This window comes from Actinoalloteichus sp. GBA129-24 (genome assembly GCF_001941645.1).
GTDB lineage: Bacteria > Actinomycetota > Actinomycetes > Mycobacteriales > Pseudonocardiaceae > Actinoalloteichus_A > Actinoalloteichus_A fjordicus.
In genome coordinates this window covers 2,837,284-2,856,216 of sequence record NZ_CP016077.1, presented here as the reverse complement: position 1 = coordinate 2,856,216, position 18,933 = coordinate 2,837,284, and the positions used below count along the sequence as shown (strand labels likewise).

The window sequence follows — 18,933 nt, the reverse complement described above, 5'->3', positions numbered from 1 at the left end:
CAGTGAGACGAAGGGGCGGACCGACGACGACGTCGGTCCGCCCCGCCCTCCCAGCTCAGGAAGGACACACGATGCGCGGAACACGACGAGCCCTCGGGATGGCACTCGCGGGCGTGACGCTGAGCGGCCTGATGTCCACCGGTCTCGCGGTCGGCGCGGGCGCGGCGCCCGCTCCGGAGCCGCAGGTCGCGAAGGACCCCACCGCCAAGGCCTGTGAGGCCCCGGTGCGACTGTTCGACGGCAGCACCACCGAAGGCTGGTATCAGGCTGGTCCCGGCGGCTTCGACGTCGTCGACGGCACCCTCCAGACCCGCGACGGCATGGGCCTGCTCTGGTATGACGAGCGAGAGTTCGGCGACTACATCCTCATGCTCGACTGGCGGGTCACCGCCGAGACGGACAATGCAGGCGTCTTCGTCCGATTCCCCGACCCCGGCGACGACCCGTGGGTGGCCGTCGACGAGGGCTACGAGATCCAGATCAACGACAACCCGGCAGGCGATCCGCAGAAGACCGGCGCCATCTACAACCACCAGGAGCCCAGCTCGTATCCGTCCAACGAGGTCGGCGAGTGGAACCGCTACGTCATCAAGATCGTGGACGAGCGGTACCAGGTGTTCCTGAACGGCACGCTGGTCAACGACTTCACCAGCACCGACCCGGCGCGGGGGCTGGAAGGGTACGTGGGCCTGCAGAACCACGACCCGGACACCCGCACCCAGTTCCGCAACATCTGGGTCCAGCCGCTGTGTGACCAGTAGTCCGCCACTCTCCAGGTCTGCTCTGGCCGTCGCCAGGCCGTAGCAGCAGGCAGCAGCGCCGTCGGCGCCCTCCGTCACCGTCACCGGAGGGCATCGGCGGCGTCTGTCGTCTTTCGGGCCCGGTCCCGGCGGCGTCGGCGAGTCCCCCGGCGAGCGGCCCGTGCCGAAGAACGACAACGTCCTCGTCGTCCTCGTCGTCCTCGTCGCAGGTCGGCGACGATCGGCAGGCACCGCCGACGATTCCGGTCGCCACGAGCAACGAGCCGGGGCGGGACGGTGGTCCGGAGGGGGAATGGTCCAGCCGAGACAGACCGGGCGTGCCGAGCAGTGCGAATCAAGGATGCCGGGCCTGCCCGAGTCCGGCCGCGCAGTCGGCTGACCACGACATCGCACGCGGCCGACTGACCGCAGCTGTCCGAGACAGCGAGGGAAGCCGAGAGGTCTCACTCCTCGGTCGAGACGAGCTGCTTGGTTCGGCCGCCCGTGAGACGCCGCTTCAGCTCGGTCGCGACGGTCTCAGCTCGCCTCGGCGGTGCCCCGACCCCGATCGCCGAAACCCCAGGGCGCCCCGTCGATACGCGCTTCCCCACGCTGCCGCCTGAACCAGGCCCAGTCACCGGCGGTGCCTGCTCCACGGGCGGGTGTGGTATAGACCAGTCGATGATTCCGGCGAAGGAGGCGGCGATGGCCGACACCACCACTACCACGAGCTTCGGCGAGCTCACCCGAACGCACTTGGCGGCAGTGGAGGCAGCCAACGCGGCGTCCGTCGACGCCGCGGCGACGGCGATCCTGGCGACGATCGAGGCAGGCGCCACCGTCTACACGGCAGGCGCCGGGCATTCACTGGCCGCCGTCGCGGAGACCTTCTATCGAGCGGGCGGACTCGCCTGTGTACGTCCGCTCTACCACCGTGATCTGCTGCCGATGCACGGTGCGCGCAGCAGCACCTTCGCCGAGCGCAGGCCGGGCCTGGCTGCCGAGGTGCTCGCCTCGATCACGCTCACCCGCGACGACACCCTGGTGGTCTTCTCCCACTCCGGCATCAACCCCTATCCGGTCGAGCTGGCCGAGGCGGGCCGGGCCGCAGGCTGCCGAGTGATTGCCGTGACCTCACAGATCGCGTCGGCGAACGCACCCCGCCGCGCGCACAGCACGGTCGCCGAACAGGCGGACGTCGTGCTCGACACCCTCGTGCCGCCCGGCGACGCGGCTTATCCGGTCGAGGCGCCTGCCACCGGCCCGCTGTCCTCCCTCACCACCGGATTCCTGTGGAACCTCGTCCTGGTGGCGCTGCACGACCGCTCCACGGCCGAACTGCCCCGCTGGCGCAGCGCGAACGTGGCAGGCGGCGACGAGGCCAACCGAGTGCTCTTCGACGAACAACTCGTCTCGGTTCCCGAGCTGGGCTGACCCCGAGGCGATCCGCCAGGCCCGACTGCGGCGCCGCCGTCACCCGCCGCACGCTCACCCGCCGCCGTGCAGCTCGTCGTGTCGTCGCTGGGCGGTGACGATGTCGTCTGCCCGCACCGCGATCCAGTCGAGCATCTGCTGTAGCGGAACGGTCAGCTCTCGCCCCATCTCGGTGAGCGAGTATGAGACGCGCGGCGGGATGCTGGCCTCGACCTCGCGGCGCAGCAGTCCGTCGCGCGTCAGCGCGCGCAGATTCTGGGCGAGCATCTTCTCGCTGATCCCGCCGATTCGGTCGCGGAGCAGGTAGAACCGCAGCGGCCCGTCCTGCAGCGCCGCGAGGATCAGCACACCCCACCGGCCCGCGATGTGGGTGAGGATCACCCGTCCAGGGCAGTCGCTGTTGAACGCGTCACCCTTCGGATCGGGAGCGCCCCCGGTCGCCTGCACACCTACGTCCACCTCGCCAACTTACCGACAGGTTGGCTCTTACAAAAAGTAAGCCTGACTCCTACGGTGATCGTCGCCCGCCATCCCGACGGGCGACGGCGACCACCCGCTCCCGGCAGGACGCGAGAACGCCGGGCGGACGACGAGAAGGAGCAGCCATGTCGGAAACCACCATGACGTTGGTGATCGGCGCCACGGGCCACGTCGGCGGGCAGGTGGCCGCGCTGCTCGCCGAGAACGGCTCGCCGGTCCGCGCGCTGGTCCATCGACCCGAGGCCCGACTGCCCGTCGGTGTGGAGGCCGTACGAGGGGATCTCACCGACCTCACCTCCCTACGAGCCGCGCTGCCGGGGGTGGACGCGGTCTTCCTGGTCTGGCCGCTGGGCACTCCCGAGTCCGCACCCGCGATCATGGACGTGCTCCACGACAGCGTGCGGCGCGTCGTCTTCCTCTCGACCCTCGCCGTCGACGATGATCTCGAGGAGCAGGACAATGCGATCGGTGCGCTGCACGTGGTCGTGGAGGACGCCATCCGGCGGTCCGGTCTGGAATGGACGTTCCTGCGCCCCGCCGAGTTCGCCACCAACACGCTGCAATGGGCGGCCGACATCCGTGCCGGGTCGGTGGTCCGGGGCGCGTTCGGCGCGGCGGCCGGGACGTTGATCCATGAGCGCGACATCGCCGAGGTCGGGGTGCGGGCATTGCTCGGGCCGGGCCGCGTGGGGCGAAGCCATGTGCTGACCGGCACGCAGACCCTCACCCAGATCGAGCAGGTGCGCATCCTCGGTGAGGTGATCGGTCGTCCACTGCACTGGGAGGAGCTCCCTCCCGAGGCGGCCAGGGAGCGCCTGCTGAGTGGCTGTCCAAGGACTTCGCCGACGTGATGCTCGCGGGTCGCGCCGCGATGGTGGACCAGCCGCTCGGGCCGATCTCGACCGTGCAGGAGGCCGTCGGCAGCCCGGCACGATCCTTCCGGCAGTGGGCGATCGACCACGCCGACGACTTCCGCTGACGGACACCTCCTCGGCGGCGCGAGCCGCGAGGGCAGACCTTCGGGCCACGGCCGCCCTCGCGAGGCACGGTGCCGAGGAGACGACGCGCACTCGATGCCGCCTCGAGCCGACCCGCGAGACGTCCAGCCCGACGAACGCGCACCGCCGTCCGACCGCGAGCGCACGCGGAACCTCGAGGTCCGTCCCAGGACGGGACGGCGAGGCACCACATCGGCATTCCTACGTCCGCACGGGCCCGCCACACAGGACCGCGCGCGGGACCCACCCGATGCGCAGCCTGCCTGCGACGCCGTCCTCGATCGACAGGGCGACGGCAGGCACGACGAGAGACCGAAGAGGCGGGCACCCCCGCCCTCCGATGTCGTCCGTCACCCACGAGACCCGGACCAGCCGGGTGTCTTTCCCTCGTCGTGCCTAGTCGCCCGATCCTCGGACCAGCCGCGTGACTAATCGCAGCTGCGCCGCTCGCTCCGCCGCAGCCTGCACTGCCTGCGGGGCGCCGTCGGCCGCGTCGGAGAGCAGTCGCACCGTCTCCGACACCGACTCCCGTGGGGCGGCGAGCACCGACTCGACGAGCCGGTCCACCGCCGCAGGAAGTTCGGTCGAGGTCACGACCTCGTTGGCCAGGCCGATCCGGAGCGCCTCATCGGCGCCGACGAATCGGCCGGTCACGCACAGCTCCACGGCTCGCGCATAGCCCACCAACCGCACGAGCCAGGATGTACCACCCAGGTCGGGCACCAGCCCGAGCCTGGTCTCGACCATCGCGAACTGCACGTCCTCGGTCACGATCCGCAGATCGCAGGCCAAGGCGAGTTGCAGTCCCGCACCGATCGCGTGACCGTGCACCGCCGCGATAGTCAACCGTTCCGGCCGGGCCAGCCACGCGAACCCGGCCTGGAACTCCGCGATCCTGGCATCGGCCTCGTCGGGCGGGAGTGCCGCCAGTGACGGCAGTCCCGGCATCCCGTCGACACCGTCCACGGTGAACAGCCCGCGGTCCAGCCCCGAGGAGAAGGACCGCCCCGTTCCCGCGATCACCACCACGCGCACGGAGTCGGGCAGTGTCTGCCCGATCCGATGTAAGGCCTCCCAGGTTCGAGGCGTCTGCGCGCCCCGTACCTCGGGTCGATCCAGCGTGATCGTGGCCCGAGGACCGTCGACGGCCAGTCGGACGCCCGCACGACGCAGCGTGTCGACGTCCACCGGTTCGTCTGTCACCCGACGGCCTCCCTCGATCCGCCGCGCTGCGGGCGCGACGGCTGCCTTCCGGACGCGATGTCGCACGTCCTGTTCTCTCTGACACCGATCTCGAGGACTCCGATCTCTCGGCTCCCGATCTCAGTGGGGGGAACCGGGGACTCGGCCGGGCAATGCCGTCCGAACCCCGGTCTCGTGATCACTTCTTCTTCGTTCGGGTAGCGCCCCCACGCCCCCGCAGCTGCACGCCGGATTCGCTGAGGACCCGATGAACGAAGCCGTACGAGCGACCGGTTGACTCGGCCAGGGCACGAATGCTCGCGCCCTTCTCGTACTTCTTCTTCAGATCCGTCGCAAGCTTGTCCCGTGCGGCGCCGGTGATGCGGGCGCCCTTCTTCAGGTCAGCCACCTTGTCCCGCCTTCCGTCCGAGCAGGTCGGGCCCCTTGCGGCCCCCGTCGGGGCAATGATCGAACACGAACAGCATTAATGCCAGGCGATCATGGGAAAACATCGCAAAGTGTTCATCGCCGTACTGTCCGTCATCATCGCTGACCAGGGGGTATCACGAAGTCACCGCGCGTCGATCAGGCGAGCTGTACCAGCTCCAGATAATCCTCAGACCAGTGATCCTCGGTGCCGTCCGGCAGAAGAATCACCCGTTCGGGTTCGAGGGCTTGCACTGCACCCGGGTCGTGTGTCACAAGGATCACCGCACCCTTGTACGTCCGGAGCGCCTCGAGCACCTGTTCCCGGCTCGCCGGGTCGAGGTTGTTGGTCGGCTCGTCGAGGAGCAGGACGTTGGCCGCGCTGGACACCAGGCCCGCGAGCGCCAGCCGGGTCTTCTCACCGCCGGACAGCGTGCCCGCAGGCTGGTCGAGCTGCTCCCCGGTGAACAGGAAGGCCCCGAGCAGGGTCCTGAGCTGTTGAGCGGGTGCGTCGGGGGCGGCGTGCTGGATGTTCTCCCAGACGCTCGCCGAGTGGTCCAGCGTCTCGTGTTCCTGGGCGTAGTAGCCGATGCGCAGGCCGTGGCCGGGGATCACCGAGCCAGCGTCGGGCGTCTCCCGCCCGCCGATCATCCGCAGCAGGGTCGTCTTGCCCGCACCGTTGAGCCCCAGCACCACCACGCGGGAGCCTCGGTCGACGGCCAGGTCGACGCCCGTGAAGATCTCCAGCGAGCCGTAGGACTTCGACAGGCCCTCGGCCGTCAGCGGCGTCCGGCCGCAGGGCGCGGGGGCCGGGAAGACGATCCTGGCGACCTTGTCGGAGACGCGCTGCTCGTCGAGGCCGGCCAGCAGCTTGTCGGCTCGCTTGGCCATGTTCTGCGCCGCGACGGCCTTGGTGGCCTTGGCGCGCATCTTGTCCGCCTGCGCCATCAGGGCCGAGGCCTTCTTCTCGGCGTTGGCCCGCTCGCGGCGGCGACGCTTCTCGTCGGTCGCCCGTGCCTCCAGGTAGCGCTTCCACTCCATGTTGTAGATGTCGACCTCGCTGCGGGTCGCGTCGAGGAACCACACCTTGTTGACGACGGCCGCCAGCAGCTCCACGTCGTGGCTGATCACGATCAGGCCGCCGGTGTGCGAGCGCAGGAAGTCGCGAAGCCAGACGATGGAGTCCGCGTCCAGGTGGTTGGTGGGCTCGTCCAGCAGCAGCGTCGTCTCGGACCGGCCGCCGGGGCCGGACTCCGAGGCGGCGAACAGGATGCGCGCGAGCTCCACTCGACGCCGTTGACCACCGGAGAGGGTGCTCAGCGGCTGGGTCAGGATGCGGTCGGCGAGGCCGAGGTTGGAGCAGATCCGCGCCGCCTCGCTCTCGGCCGCGTAGCCGCCGAGGGAGGAGAACCGGTCCTCCAGCCGCCCGTACCGCCGGATCGCCTCATCGCGCTTGCGCTCGTCGACCAGCTCCGCCATCGCGTTCTGCGCCTTCTCCATCTCGCGCAGCAGCTCGTCGAGGCCCCTGGCGGAGAGGACACGGTCCTTCGCGGCCACCGAGAGGTCTCCCTCCCTGGGGTCCTGCGGCAGGTAGCCCAGCTCGCCGGTCCGACGGGCCTCGCCCCCGTAGGGCGCCCCCTCGCCTGCCAGCACCTTCAGCGTGGTGGTCTTCCCTGCGCCGTTGCGGCCGACGAGGCCGATGCGGTCGCCGCCCTGCACTCGCAGGTTGGCGTCCGCGAGCAGGATGCGCGAACCCGCGCGCAGTTCGAGATCGGTCGCAGTGATCAAGAGAGAACTCCGAGAAAGAGACGTGTGGTCACGGGCATGAGAGAGCCGCTCGTCGAGAACGCGACGAGCCTGCCCATAGGTCAATCGATGCGGACCACGCATCCCAGTGTACGGGTCGGATCAACGGGGTTTCCCGGCGCCGAGTGCGCAGGCGAGCGGGCGGCACCGAGCCCGCAGGTGAGCAGACGCCGCCGTGGCGCCGAAGCGCTGCCGAGGGAGACGTCGCGTCAGAGGCGACGGTGGTCGACGTGGCCTGCATCGACGCCGACGCCCCGAACACCCGCCATCCGTCGGTCAGAACGGCCTCCCCGCGTCGACTCATCCGCCCCGGAGACCACCCGGGCCACCGGGGGCCACAGCAGGCGGTCGCAGGTGCCGTCACGCCCTGCGTCGCACCGAGGCAGGCGCATCGATCGCGCCGAGGGCAGGCAGGCTCCGTCACCGCGTCGGTGCTCGCCGGTCGAGCCGGACATCCACCGACGCCGTCGACGTCGATCTCGCCGCAGGCCGTGTCGGTCCAGCCAGGCCGCGAGGGAGGCCGCGATCGCATCGGGCTGGTCCTCCGGGGTGTGATGACCGGCGACGAGCGGGTGCCCGACGATCTCCAGGCCCGTGATCGTGGCCGCACACCACTCGAGGAGCGCAGGCCCCGTCATCGTCCCCGGCCCCGGCTCGAAGGTGCGGAGCAGCTTGGGGACGTCGGCGCTGTCGGCGAGCCACTCGCCGTACCTGGTGACCCTGGCCACCACGTCGGCGGGTTCCCCGCCGAGCGCATCGCCGTGGGCCATTGTAGGAGAGGCAGCCGATCGGCCCAGGTCGGATACGGCCGTCGGTAGACGGCGAGGTCCTCCTCGCTGAGGCCACCGGCGACCGTGGCAGGCAGGACCTGTGCGACGGGGCTCGTCCGAGACGGCGGTCTGCTCCACTCGACCGGTCGGCACCGGGACCGCCGCCGATCGGCGCTGCCCGGCACCGCCCTGCGACGTGGACCCTCGAGTCGTTCGCCCGGCGGGTCGCGGCCGGTGACCGGACCACGACGGCTCTCACGGCGGGAGCCCCCGTCAAGCTCCGTCCGAGGTTCGGTCCGAGCGTTCGACGACCACGACCTCCACGGCGAGCGCCCGTCGCGCGGCCTCGTCCAGCACGACCCGGCGCGGCTCGACCACGTCCAGCACCCTGGGCTCGGCGATGGCGAACAGCGGGGCCAGCCGAGGATCGGCCCGCACCTCGTCCAGCGCGGTCCGGTCGCCGCCCAGCACCACGGCGTCCAGCGTCGGCGCCTCGGGCAGCAGCACCTCGAACGTCGCCTCGCCCGCCGCCGACAGCGACACCCTGGCCTGACCCGCTCGGCGGCGGGCGAACCGCTGCTGAGACCAGCCGCCCGCCTTGTTCCGGCCGTGGACCTGCCGCCTGCCCGTGCGGGAGACCGTCACCCGGCCGTCCACCGCCACGCCCACGCTGTAGCCGCCGAGGCGGACCAGCACCAGACCGATCCGTCGCGACCGCAGCACGTGCTCGACGAGCACCTCGACCGCCCGGTCCGGCGATCCGCCCTCGCCCGCGCCGAGACCGGCGCTGCGCCCGTCGGTCAGGCCACCGAAGGGGACGACCACGGAGGCGCGGGCCCCGTCGGACGCGATGACCCGGACCTCCCCCGCGGTGGTCTCCGTCGCGGCGAGACCGCCGTGACGTCCGGCGAACCGCTCGAACCAGCCTGCGAGTCGCGCGGGCTCGACCTCCACCGCCCGGCCGCCGCCCGCGACGCTGCGCACCCGGCTCATCGCGGCGCCACCGCGACCCACACCGGCAGCGGGTGGCCGCTCTCCGCAGGTGAGAGCCGCTGTACCCCGACGAAGCCCGCGATCTCGAAGGCCTGGGCGATCTGGTCTCGGCTGAGCACACGGTGCCGGGTGGACGTGCTGTGGGCGACCTCCCAGCGGCCCTGGATGCGGTGCAGCCGCATCACTTCCAGGCCGTAGCCGGTGCCGTCCTCGGCCCAGTCCCAGAGCTGCACGATGATCTGTCTCGTCTCGCCCACCCCGGTGACCTTCGGCGGCGGCGCCGTCGGGCGAAGGCTGCGGAGTCCGCTGAGCTCGGGGACCGCCGCCACCACCAGTCCCCCGGGTCGCAACGCCCGCCGCGCGGCGGCGAGGGCGCCGCTCACACTGCCCTCGTGGGCGAGCTGCGGGAGGACGTCGTCGCCGACCCGCACCACGTCGAGGCGCTCAGTCAGCCGCCCGTCGAGCACGTCGAGCAGTTCGGCGGTCCGGTGTTGTTCGGACCCCAGCACCGCCTCGGCCACCTGTCCGAGGGCATCCGGTCGCGCAGCGGAGCCCGCCGAGGCGTGCACGCTGCCGGGAAATCGGCCGCCGGTCATCTCAGAGAGACTAGTGCCGAGACTGATCACGACTGTTCGTGACATCACCTCGGTCGACGCTGCTCCGGAGCCGGGTCGCCCGCCTGCTGGCGAGGGCAGGCCCCGGCGGATCGGGAGATCCGCTTGCCGACCGGCTCGGCGAGACGAGACAGTGCCGCGATGTACTCCGACGTCGAGGCCGCCGCACTCTACGACCGCCTCAATCCCTGGGGGCCGAGCGACGACTTCTACCTGGGATTCGTGATGGCCGCTCCCACCGTGCTGGACGTCGGCTGTGGCACCGGCATGCTGCTGCACCGGGCCCGCGAGTCCGGGCATTCCGGACGGCTCTGCGGGCTGGACCCGGATGCCTCGGCGTTGGCGAGGGCCCGCCGACGCGGCGACGTCGAGTGGGTGACGGGCCGAGCCGAGGACATCGCGTGGCGCCGGGAGTTCGATCTGGCGCTCATGGCGAGCAACGCGTTCCAGGTCCTGGTCACCGACGCCGAGCTGCGTGCATCCCTGCGGGCGATCCGAGCCGCGCTGGTCGACGGAGGTCAATTCGTCTTCGGCACCCGCAATCCGTCGGCACGGGCGTGGGAACGCTGGAATCCCGAGAACGCCACCGACCTCGTCGACGACGCGGGGCGCGAGCTGCGCGTGACGCACCACGTCGAGTCCGTCCTCGCCGACGTGGTCACGTTCACCGAGACCACCGCGACCCGCGACGGCGAGCCGCTGCGCGTCGATCGGACGTCCCTTCGCTTCCTGGACGTTGCAGGATTGGAGGGCTTCCTTGGTGCGGCGGGTCTCGAGGTGGAGGCCCTTCATGGGGACTGGTCGCGGGGTGCGCTCACCGACACGAGCACCGACATCGTGGTCGTCGCCCGCGCCGCACGGCCATGACGGGACAGAACCGGGCACCGGCAGGGCAGGGCAGGGCTTCGCCGAGCCTCGCAGGCGTTGAGCGACGACGACACGCGGGGCGCACTCCTCCGTCACGTCGACGCCCGTGTCGAGTCGCTGCGCTGTCCGGCTGCGGTGATCTGACCTCGATCGGGGGCACTCCCGGGTGCGCCGTCGGTCGGACCTGCGCCGGGCTGCACCCGGCCGCCGGGTGAGACGACGCGGCCGGTCACCACACCGCAGGCGACCGGGACGGAGTCGGGCGGATGTCATGCCGCTGCGCCACAGCCCGCACCCACCGGAGCCGATCGGAAGTCTCAGAGGACGAACGCATCAGCCCAGGTCTGGCCGGAGCGGCCGGACAACGCGTCCATCAACGCCACTGCCTGTCGATCACTGAGCGAGGCGACGAAGTCGACGACGGCGCGGCCTCTCGCGAGCGCGTGCACGGCGTCGCGGCCCGCAGGCACCTCGCCGGTCGGCCCGGCCAGCAGGGTCGGCTCGGTCGACGCCAGCGCCTGATACTCCTGATCGGCCAGCTCCACGAGGTCATGCAGCCTGCGCGGCAGCCGCGCCGCCTCCATCCGGTCGGTCAGCCACTGCTCCAGGGCCTCGACGAGCGTGGTGAGCAGCCGGGCCTGGCCGCGCTGATGGAGTGCCAGGTCGGGCCGCAGCAGCACGAAGTGTCGGTGGATGAACTTGAGCACCTGGACGTCGTGCCACTGCTGCGGCGCCAGGACGATGTGCGCGGAGCGCGTCGTCGGCTCCGCGACCACGCGGACGCCCGCGACCAGCCTGCTCGTCCAGCTCGTCGAGAACCGCGCGACGGTCTGCTCCGCCTCGTTCGAGCCGTCGAAGGGCACGGCGAGGAGGCTGTCGACGACCTCCCGCTCCACCCGGCTCACCGCCGCGTCGAAGGCGTCGTCGTCGACGATCCAGGAGTCCTTCAGGTGCAGTCTGCGCCGTAGGCCCTCCAGCGCGTGACCCGGTTGGCGGGCCCGCGCGGCGAGGTCGGCGTCGGACAGCGCGCCGAGGGCGATCGACCGGCTGCGCCAGCCGTGCAGCTCGGCCCACACCGTGGCGTGCTGTAGGACGCCGACCCGATGAAAATCGTCGAGGTCGTGGATCGCGTAGGCGATGTCATCAGCGGTGTCCATCACGGCCGCCTCCACCGTCTGCTGCCAGTCCGGGATACGGCCGAGGAAGGGAGCGCGGGCCTGTGCGAGGTCGTCGAGTTCGGTGACGTAGACGGAGAACTTGGCCGATCCGGTGCCGGGGAAGTCCGCAGGCTCCGTGGCGCCACGCGGCGGCACCGTCATCGACCTGGGATGCGGACGGGGCCGGGAGAGTCTGGTCCAGGGGTACTTCAGCACCGAGGCGCGGACCGCAGCAGTCAGGTCGAGGCCGGTGGCGGAGACCGCAGCGACCGGCGGTCCGCCCGGATCGGTGGTGGTGATGATCCGGAACGACTGCGCATTGCCCTCGAAGCCGTCGGCGAGGCCGAAGCGATTGCGGGCCAGCCGGTCCAGGACCTGCTCGCCGAGGTGCCCGAACGGCGGGTGGCCGAGGTCGTGAGCCAGCGAGGCCGCCTCGACGACGTCGACGTCCAGGCCGCCCAGCTTCTCGACGAGCCTCGCCGCGGCGGGGTCGGTGCGGAGGCGTTCCGCGATGCCTCTGGCGATCTGGGCGACCTTCAGGCTGTGGGTGAGCCTGTTGTGCAGCAGCAGACCGGAGCCGGTCGGGCTGACCACCTGGGTGACTCCGCCGAGCCGGGAGAAGAACGGCGACGCGGCGACGCGGTCTCGGTCGACGCGGAAGGGCAGGGCGGACAGATCCGACGGCGTCCGCACCGCGCCGGACCGCCGCGACGCGCGCAGCATCTCTGGTGTCGTCTCCTCGGTCACCCGACGACCGTATCCCCGAGCGGCGACGCCGGGGAACGACGGCATCGCGAGCCGGCGGTGCGCGGACTCCGGTGCGAGCTCGCGTTCGCCCGCGAGTCGGCGGCCGAGCCCGCCGCCCGAGTTCCGCCCCGAGGTCACGGGCGCGCTGCCGTGTCACCGCGATGCCGAGCGTCAGGCCAGAGTGTTCCCGCCGTTGACCGCGATGCGCTGACCGGTGATGAAGCCCGCCTCCACCGAGGCGAGATGGGCGACGGCGGCGCCGACCTCCTCGACCAGGCCGAACCGCCCCACCGGGACCCGCTCAAGGTAGGCACGGCCCGACTCCTCGGTCACGGTGCCGTGCCGCTCGGTCGGAATCCAGCCGGGGGCGACCAGGTTGACGGTGATGCCGTGGGGCGCGAGCTCGCGCGCCCAGGAGCGGGTCAGACCCAGCTGGGCGGCCTTCGCCGCGACATAGGCGGAGGACTCGGGCACGCCGAGCTCGACCACCTCCGACCCGATGTTGACGATGCGACCGTGGCCGCGCTTCCGCATTTCGGGAATGACCTCCTTGACCAGCAGCAGCGGGCTCTTGGCGAAGAACTCCAGCTGGTCGAGCATGTCCCGCCAGGTCAGGTCCTCGACCTTGACGGCGGGCTGTGCACCGGTGGCGTTGAGGACCAGCACGTCCACCGCACCCAACCTCTTCCGCACTGCACGGCACAGATCGGCGACCTGGGTCTCGTCGGTGACGTCGGCACGGAAGATCTCCGCCGTCCCGCCTGCGGCGCCAATCCGACGCCGGACCTCCTGAGCACCCGCCTCGTCGCGAACGAAGTTGATCGCCACGGCCAGGCCTCGACGGGCCAGCGCCTCGGCGATCGCCGCGCCGAGGCCCCGCGAGGCACCGGTCACCATGGCGACCCTCGCCTCGGGTGCGACGTCGCGGGCGTGGACGTCCAGCGGGCCCGGCGGGTGGTCTGCGCCGCCGCCGAGCTCGGTGGCGGCAGGCCGCGCCTCGGGGTCGGCGGTGGAGTTCTCGGCGGCCCCGGCATCGCTGTCGGGCGCGGTCTCCGTCGCTGACCCGGAACTCGATTCGCCGACGACCTCGACATCGGTCCCTGTGCCGTGTTTGATCTCGGGGCTCGCCCCGGCTGCGGTGGCGGTCGTCGGCTGGGAAGCGACGAGGCCGGCCCGCGACCCCGACGTCACCTCCGGTGCACTCGGGCCGCCGCTCGCAGACCCGGCGGCGGCCCTCCGCAGGGCCTCGGCGACGCGGGCGTCGTTCTCGGCATCGGTCGTCATGGTCGCGGCGGGGTCGACGTCCGCCGACTGTCCGGCCGTCGTCTCGTCGCGGTCCGCCCGCGGAGCGGCGGGCTCGGGGAGCAGCAGGCTGTTCGACACGGTCTTGGCGCCCGGCGGCGTCCTGGTCCCCGTGGCGGTCCTGGCGCCTGCCGAGGTCCGCCCGCCCGCCGCCGTCCGGTGCCCGACGGTGGAGCGATGACCCGATCGCCTCGCCGACGCCTCCTCGACGGGCGCGGTGAGCGGCTCAGAACTGTCGGCACCCGATGCTGCCTGCACAGTGGAACCTAAGCCGGGCTCCGCCCGTTTCCGATCGCGTCCGCCCCAACGCAGCATGCCTGACAGCCCCATGACCACAGGATGACGTTCGTGACGGCGAAGATCCATCGATCTTCGCCGTCAGCTGAACCACACTCCGGCGCAGGACGGCCGCGTCGCCGGTCAGGCCCGCGTCAGCGGGTGGAGAGCCTGGTGGAGCGTCTCGCCGTACTCGCGCAGCGCGCGGCGAGACACCCCGGCATCGGGCACGCACACGTCGAAGCCGTGGAAGGTGCCGGGGAACAGGTGGAACTCGGTGGGAACCCCGGCCTCGGTCAGCCGTCCGGCGTACTCGACGGCCTCGTCGCGCAGCGGATCGGCGTCGGCGGCGGTGAGATACGCCGCAGGCAGTCCGCGGAGGTCCTCGGCGCGCGCAGGCGCGGCGTACGGGGGAACGTCGCCGCTCCACCCCGAGAGGTAGTGCCGCCACATCTGCTCGAGCGCGGGCGAGTCGAAGACGGGGACGCCTGCGAGCCCGGTGCTGGAGGGCGTGCGACGGCGATCGTCGAGCACGGGCTGGATCAGGAGTTGGAAGACCAGGGCAGGCCCGTCGTGGTCCCGAGCCCACAGGGCCACCCCGGCGGCCAGCCCCGCACCCGCGCTGCTGCCGCCCACCGCGATGCGTGTCGGGTCCCAGCCGTGCTCCGGCGCCGCCGCCACGACCCAGTCGAGCACGGCGAGGCAGTCCTGGAGTCCCGCCGGATAGGGATGTTCGGGCGCCAGCCGGTAGTCGACCGACACGACGACGCACTCCCCGGCGGCCGCCAGGCGCGTGCACCAGCTGTCGCTGCCGTCGAGGTCGCCGAGCATGAACGCCCCGCCGTGAATCCACAGCAGCACCGGGGCGTCGGCGCCCACCGAGTCCGGGACGTAGATCCGTACCGGCACCTCGGGCGCGCCCGCCCCGCCCGGCACAGTGCGATCGTGCCGGGGGATCTCCGGCAGCTCCGTCAAGCCGAGCAGGGTCCCCTGCCGCGCCCGCTCCCGATCGCGTCCTCGGGCCGCACCCGCGTCCGACAGGTCGTCGGCCGGGCGCAGCGCGGCCTGTTCGACGAGTTCGACGTCCATCTCTCGATTCCTTCTCTCATTCATCGGGCTTCGTACTCGGTCGAGTGCGAGAGCGGCCCCGCCTCGGTCAGCGTGATCGACATCGTCTCGGCCGTCGTCGTCACCAGGTGCGCGCAGGGATCGTCGGTCGACTCGATGCGGCCGCCTGCGACGCTCAGCCTGCCGCTGCGGGGCAGCACGAGCCGCAACGACGCCTCGGGCGGGCCGGACACCCTGGCCTCGACTCGGCCGGGCGCCCAGTGCAGCCGCTCGACCGTGGTGCCGCCCCGCCCCCGCAGCCCTCGGACGGTGCCGGTGGGCCAGGCGGCCGGCAGCGCGGGCAGCAGCGACAGCAGTCCCGGCGAGGACTGCACCAGCATCGCCGCGACGACGGCGGGCAGTCCGCCGCTGACGTCCACGTTGAACAGTCGGTCGACGTCGTGGGTGGAGGCGAGGTTGGGCCACCAGTAGTCGCCGGTGAGCCGGGTGACGATGTCGTGGGCGTGCTCGGCCAGCCCGAGCTGCGCGGCGGCCAGGCCGAGCTGTACCAGGCCGAAGGCCATGTCCCCCGCGTCGCCCGCCTCCCCGGTTCGCCAGGCCAGCCTGCGTTCGATCGTCACCCGGGCCGCAGCCCGCAACGCCGGGTCGACGAACGCGGGGTCCGGCTCGAACCACAGTGGATAGAGCTGCGAGGCGTGTCGATGCGCGTGGTTCTCGTCCTGCCCCGGCGCGATCCACTCCGCGAGCGAGCCGTCGTCGGCGATCCGATAAGCGGGCAGCCGGGCCAGCAGAGCACTCCACCGCCGCACCCGGTCCGGCGGCACCGCCGCCGGGGCGTGCTCGGCCGCCGAGATGAGGTTCCGCAACAGGCAGGCGACGGCGGCGACGTCCATGGTCGCGTCGACACAGGCCTGCGAGCCGGTGTTGGCCGGGTGGTTCTCCGGGGAGTAGGAGGGCACGAAGCTCAGCGGGGCGGCCCCGGCCTGCTCGCCGTCGGGTCGGTCGCCGCTCGCGCCGTGCAGCAGCTCGGCGTAGAAGTCGGCCGCCTCGGTCATGAAGGGCAGCGCCCTGGTGATCAGGAACTCCCGGTCGCCGGTGTAGAGCCAGTAGTCGTGGTAGTAACGGGCGGCCCAGGCGGCGCCCGCCGTCCAGAAGGTCAGGCAGAACTCGGCGGAGAAGTGGTTGTGCAGGCCGTGCGTCGGGCTCGTCCTCGGCGGCAGCAGGATGCCTGCCGCGCCGTACAGGCGGCGGGCGTTGTGCCGGAAATCGGCCAGGTGCGCCTCCAGCAGGTCGAAGAACGGCAACAGCAGCTCGGCGTTCCCGGTGACGAGCAGGCAGGCCAGCGCGCTCTGCACGTTGCCGTCCAAGGTCCAGTCACTCGACCACGCAGGCTCCCAGTCGCCCTGCCACACGCCCTGCAGCGTCGGCGGCAGCAGGCCGGTGCTGGAGATGATGTTGTGCCGCCCCGCGTCGAAGGCCAGCTGAATCAGGGCCGTGGAGCCCCGCTCGGCCAACAGTTCCTCGACGGTCCGAGGTGCGGTGAGCGGATCGCCCAGTTCCAGCCGGACCGTGTCGAACAGGGCGGCGTGTCTACGGGCGTGCGCGGCCAGCAGCGCCTCGGCGTCGGCGGGTAGGTCAGCCAGCGGCGGCGCGGCGGGCGCGACCGGGACGGCGGGCTCCCCCTCGTGGTCGACCGTCAGACGCAGCAGTACGAGCAGCTCGGTCGCGTCGACGAAGCGCAGGGTCTCGCCGTCGATCTCTGCGGTGCCGCCGGTCCGGATCACTCTGGCCTCGGCGCGGACGCCTCGTACTCCGCCAGGAAAAGAGTCCAGGAAGGTCATCGCGTAGGTCAGCTCGACGGCGGCGCCGCCCGGGGCGGTCTGCTCGCCGCCTGCCCCGGCGGCCATCGGGCGTTCAGGAGCCGGGCGCGCCGACCGACGCACCCGCGAGGGCGGCACCCCGTCTCCTGCGGGCACGGTCAGCGCCACCGCTCCGGTCAGCCGAGCACCGTCGACCGCGCGCAGCCGGAACACCACGACGTCGGCGTCTCGGGAGACGAAGGCCGAGCGGTCGCGGCCCGCCCAGCGGGTGCTGGTCAGTCCGGAACCGAAGTCGACGTCGTGCCGAGGTCCGTCGTCCGCCGCCGCCCGCACGCCGTCGGCGCGGGTGTCGGCAGGCGGGGTGTCGATCGACAGGGTGACGCCGGGGACGAGCGGGTCGGTGAAGTGCAGCGCACGGTAGCCCTCCTCGCGGGCGATCCGCTCCACCCGCTCGGCGGCCTGCTGCGGCCTGCCGTCCAGGATCAGTGCCCGCAGTTCGGGCAGCACGGCGGCGGTGTCCGGGGGGTCCCTCGGCGGATGGACGGGTCGGAACAGCCGCTCGTGCGTGACGGTGAGGCGATGCTCGTGCGCCGAGCCGAACATCGCAGCGCCCTGCACACCGTTTCCGCTGATCAGGCCCCGCTCCCAGTGGTCGGCCCTCGTGACGCCGGAGAATCCGCTGCGACTTGGGCGGGCGGACGCCGACGGCTGCTGTCTCATGAGTCCTCCTGGCCGCGCCGAGCTGCGCCGCGTCGCCTGCTGCGCGGCCGACGCGGTCTCTGGTCAGAAGACTTGCCTGCGCCGCAGGGCGTGTCCAGGCCCTACCGCGCCGCCGACTGCGGGTTCGACCGATTCCGGCCGACCACCGCCGACGACGACCGAGAAGGCGGCGGGCGGCCGGGACGGCGGCGGAGACCCGCGGCGGGACTGCGACGGCGACAAGGCAGGAGGCCGGGTCCGTTCGTCGTGTGACAGAGATCCCTGGTAGGCATGGGAACGTGGTCGATGTCCTCATCGCGGGAGCCGGTCCGGCGGGACTGGCGCTGGCCTGCGCCTGCGTGGACGCCGGGCTCTCGGTGACGGTCGCCGACCCGGCCGGCGATCGGCCGTGGCGGGCCAGCTACGGCCTGTGGCGCGACGAGCTGCCCGGCCTGCCCGATCACCTCGTGGCGGCGCGGGCGAGCACCGCCGTGGTCGTCACCGACGCCCGCCGCCGACTCGACGACCGCGAGTACTGCGTACTGGACAACCTCGCGCTGCGTGCGGAGCTGGCTCGACCCGAGATCACGCTGCGGCGCGGGCGGGTGCGCGGGGTCGAGCACCACCCCCACGGATCGACCATCGGCCTGTCCGACGGGACGAGCATCGAGGCAGGTCTCCTCGTCGACGCGACGGGCACCCGCGCCAGGGCAGGCGGCCCGACCTCGGCGCAGACGGCCTTCGGGCTCGTCTTGCCCGCCGCCGCCACCCGCGGCTACCTCGGGCCGGGCGAGGCGATGTTCATGGACTGGCGCGCGCCGAGCCCGGCCGAGACGGCAGGATCGCCGCCGAGCTTCTGTTACGCCGTGCCGCTGGGCGCCGACGAGGTGCTGATCGAGGAGACCTGTCTGGCAGGCAGGCCCGCCGCGTCGATCGGCGAACTCCGCACGCGGCTGGCCACCCGCCTGGCCGGACACGGCGTGGACGTCGGAAGGGCACACCGGCAGGAACGGGTCTGGATCGACCTCGATCGCAGCCCCCGCAGGCCCCGCCGCGTCCTGAGCTTCGGCGCGGCGGCGGGGCTCGGACATCCCGCGACCGGCTACGGCCTGGCCGCCGCACTGCGGCTGGCCCCGGCGACGGCTGCCGCGCTGGCAACGCACCGCACGCACGGACCTGCGGCGGCGGTGAAAGCCGCGCATCGGGCCTCGTGGCCCGTTCAGGCGAGTCTGGTGCACGCCCTGCGGCGCTATGGTCTGAAGGCGCTGCTCACTCTCGACCAGGACGAGTGCGCCGCGTTCTTCACCGCGTTCTTCCGGCTGCCCTCGGAGCTGCGCGCCGCGTACCTCTCCGATCGGGAGGACACGGTGGCCACCTCGCGGGCGATGATCGCACTGCTGTCGTTGGTACCAGCGCCGACGCGGTGGCGGTTGATCAGCGGCGGACGATCGGCGATGACGCCCCGCCGCAGCCTGGGCGCGCAGCGCCACGCAGTGTGATCGAACATACAGCCCGGGAACGAGAGAACATCTCGTCCTGGGTTCCGCACAGGGA

General features: G+C 72.0%; 17 protein-coding genes. 6 read left to right on the top strand and 11 right to left on the bottom strand.

Going from position 1 to position 18,933, the window contains the following annotated elements; translation table 11 throughout:
* Nucleotides 1-71 precede the first annotated feature (71 nt).
* A complete protein-coding gene (locus UA75_RS12785; RefSeq protein ID WP_083683163.1) occupies nt 72-761 on the top strand; it encodes a DUF1080 domain-containing protein in 690 nt (229 codons plus the stop codon).
* Between the two features lie 684 nt (nt 762-1,445).
* Entirely contained in the window at nt 1,446-2,174 is a 729-nt protein-coding gene (locus UA75_RS12775) for a sugar isomerase domain-containing protein (protein ID WP_075740429.1), read from the top strand.
* Between the two features lie 54 nt (nt 2,175-2,228).
* On the opposite strand, the gene UA75_RS12770 is transcribed toward UA75_RS12775, so the two are convergent.
* Nucleotides 2,229-2,633: a winged helix-turn-helix transcriptional regulator gene (locus UA75_RS12770; protein WP_075740428.1), complete on the bottom strand. Its 405-nt coding sequence runs from the start codon at nt 2,631-2,633 to the stop codon at nt 2,229-2,231.
* A gap of 146 nt (nt 2,634-2,779) precedes the next feature.
* Here UA75_RS12770 and UA75_RS12765 point away from each other — a divergent pair, with 146 nt between their 5' ends.
* Together UA75_RS12765 and UA75_RS34910 are read left to right on the top strand one after the other, a co-directional pair.
* The gene (locus UA75_RS12765; RefSeq protein WP_232237735.1) at nt 2,780-3,505 is read left to right on the top strand and encodes an SDR family oxidoreductase; all 726 of its coding nucleotides are present in this window, start codon (nt 2,780-2,782) and stop codon (nt 3,503-3,505) included.
* Nucleotides 3,502-3,633, top strand: coding sequence for a hypothetical protein (locus UA75_RS34910; protein WP_257787506.1), 132 nt, complete (start codon nt 3,502-3,504; stop codon nt 3,631-3,633). Before UA75_RS12765 ends, UA75_RS34910 begins: the two co-directional genes overlap by 4 nt.
* Before the next feature lie 415 nt (nt 3,634-4,048).
* Here the strand turns inward: UA75_RS34910 and UA75_RS12760 are convergent, their stop codons facing one another.
* From UA75_RS12760 to UA75_RS12735, 6 genes are all read right to left on the bottom strand, one after another.
* Nucleotides 4,049-4,855 carry an enoyl-CoA hydratase/isomerase family protein gene (locus UA75_RS12760; protein ID WP_075743744.1) on the bottom strand — a complete coding sequence of 269 codons (807 nt, stop codon included), beginning with the start codon at nt 4,853-4,855 and terminating at the stop codon, nt 4,049-4,051.
* A gap of 178 nt (nt 4,856-5,033) precedes the next feature.
* Nucleotides 5,034-5,243: a helix-turn-helix domain-containing protein gene (locus tag UA75_RS12755; protein ID WP_075740427.1), complete on the bottom strand. Its 210-nt coding sequence runs from the start codon at nt 5,241-5,243 to the stop codon at nt 5,034-5,036.
* 176 nt (nt 5,244-5,419) lie between these two features.
* Nucleotides 5,420-7,048 (bottom strand): ABC-F family ATP-binding cassette domain-containing protein, encoded by a 1,629-nt coding sequence (locus UA75_RS12750; RefSeq protein WP_075740426.1) that lies wholly within the window; start codon nt 7,046-7,048, stop codon nt 5,420-5,422.
* A 227-nt stretch (nt 7,049-7,275) separates the two neighbouring features.
* Entirely contained in the window at nt 7,276-7,836 is a 561-nt protein-coding gene (locus UA75_RS12745) for a hypothetical protein (RefSeq protein WP_075740425.1), read from the bottom strand.
* A gap of 273 nt (nt 7,837-8,109) precedes the next feature.
* A complete protein-coding gene (locus UA75_RS12740) occupies nt 8,110-8,829 on the bottom strand; it encodes an acVLRF1 family peptidyl-tRNA hydrolase (protein WP_075743743.1) in 720 nt (239 codons plus the stop codon).
* Nucleotides 8,826-9,425, bottom strand: coding sequence for a hypothetical protein (locus tag UA75_RS12735; RefSeq protein WP_075740424.1), 600 nt, complete (start codon nt 9,423-9,425; stop codon nt 8,826-8,828). Before UA75_RS12735 ends, UA75_RS12740 begins: the two co-directional genes overlap by 4 nt.
* A 159-nt stretch (nt 9,426-9,584) precedes the next feature.
* Between UA75_RS12735 and UA75_RS12730 the strand changes: the two genes are divergently transcribed.
* Entirely contained in the window at nt 9,585-10,310 is a 726-nt protein-coding gene (locus tag UA75_RS12730) for a class I SAM-dependent methyltransferase (RefSeq protein ID WP_075740423.1), read from the top strand.
* Nucleotides 10,311-10,627: 317 nt separating this feature from the next.
* On the opposite strand, the gene UA75_RS12725 is transcribed toward UA75_RS12730, so the two are convergent.
* The 4 genes from UA75_RS12725 to UA75_RS12710 form a co-directional block, all read right to left on the bottom strand.
* Nucleotides 10,628-12,190, bottom strand: a complete 1,563-nt coding sequence (locus tag UA75_RS12725) for a deoxyguanosinetriphosphate triphosphohydrolase family protein (protein ID WP_075743742.1) — start codon at nt 12,188-12,190, stop codon at nt 10,628-10,630.
* 195 nt (nt 12,191-12,385) lie between these two features.
* Nucleotides 12,386-13,846, bottom strand: coding sequence for an SDR family oxidoreductase (locus tag UA75_RS34485; RefSeq protein ID WP_232237734.1), 1,461 nt, complete (start codon nt 13,844-13,846; stop codon nt 12,386-12,388).
* Between the two features lie 90 nt (nt 13,847-13,936).
* The gene (locus tag UA75_RS12715) at nt 13,937-14,881 is read right to left on the bottom strand and encodes an alpha/beta hydrolase (RefSeq protein WP_198044253.1); all 945 of its coding nucleotides are present in this window, start codon (nt 14,879-14,881) and stop codon (nt 13,937-13,939) included.
* Nucleotides 14,882-14,901: 20 nt separating this feature from the next.
* Nucleotides 14,902-17,400: a glycosyl hydrolase family 95 catalytic domain-containing protein gene (locus tag UA75_RS12710; RefSeq protein WP_083690682.1), complete on the bottom strand. Its 2,499-nt coding sequence runs from the start codon at nt 17,398-17,400 to the stop codon at nt 14,902-14,904.
* Nucleotides 17,401-17,678: 278 nt separating this feature from the next.
* Here UA75_RS12710 and UA75_RS12705 point away from each other — a divergent pair, with 278 nt between their 5' ends.
* The gene (locus tag UA75_RS12705) at nt 17,679-18,878 is read left to right on the top strand and encodes a lycopene cyclase family protein (RefSeq protein ID WP_083683162.1); all 1,200 of its coding nucleotides are present in this window, start codon (nt 17,679-17,681) and stop codon (nt 18,876-18,878) included.
* Nucleotides 18,879-18,933 lie beyond the last annotated feature (55 nt).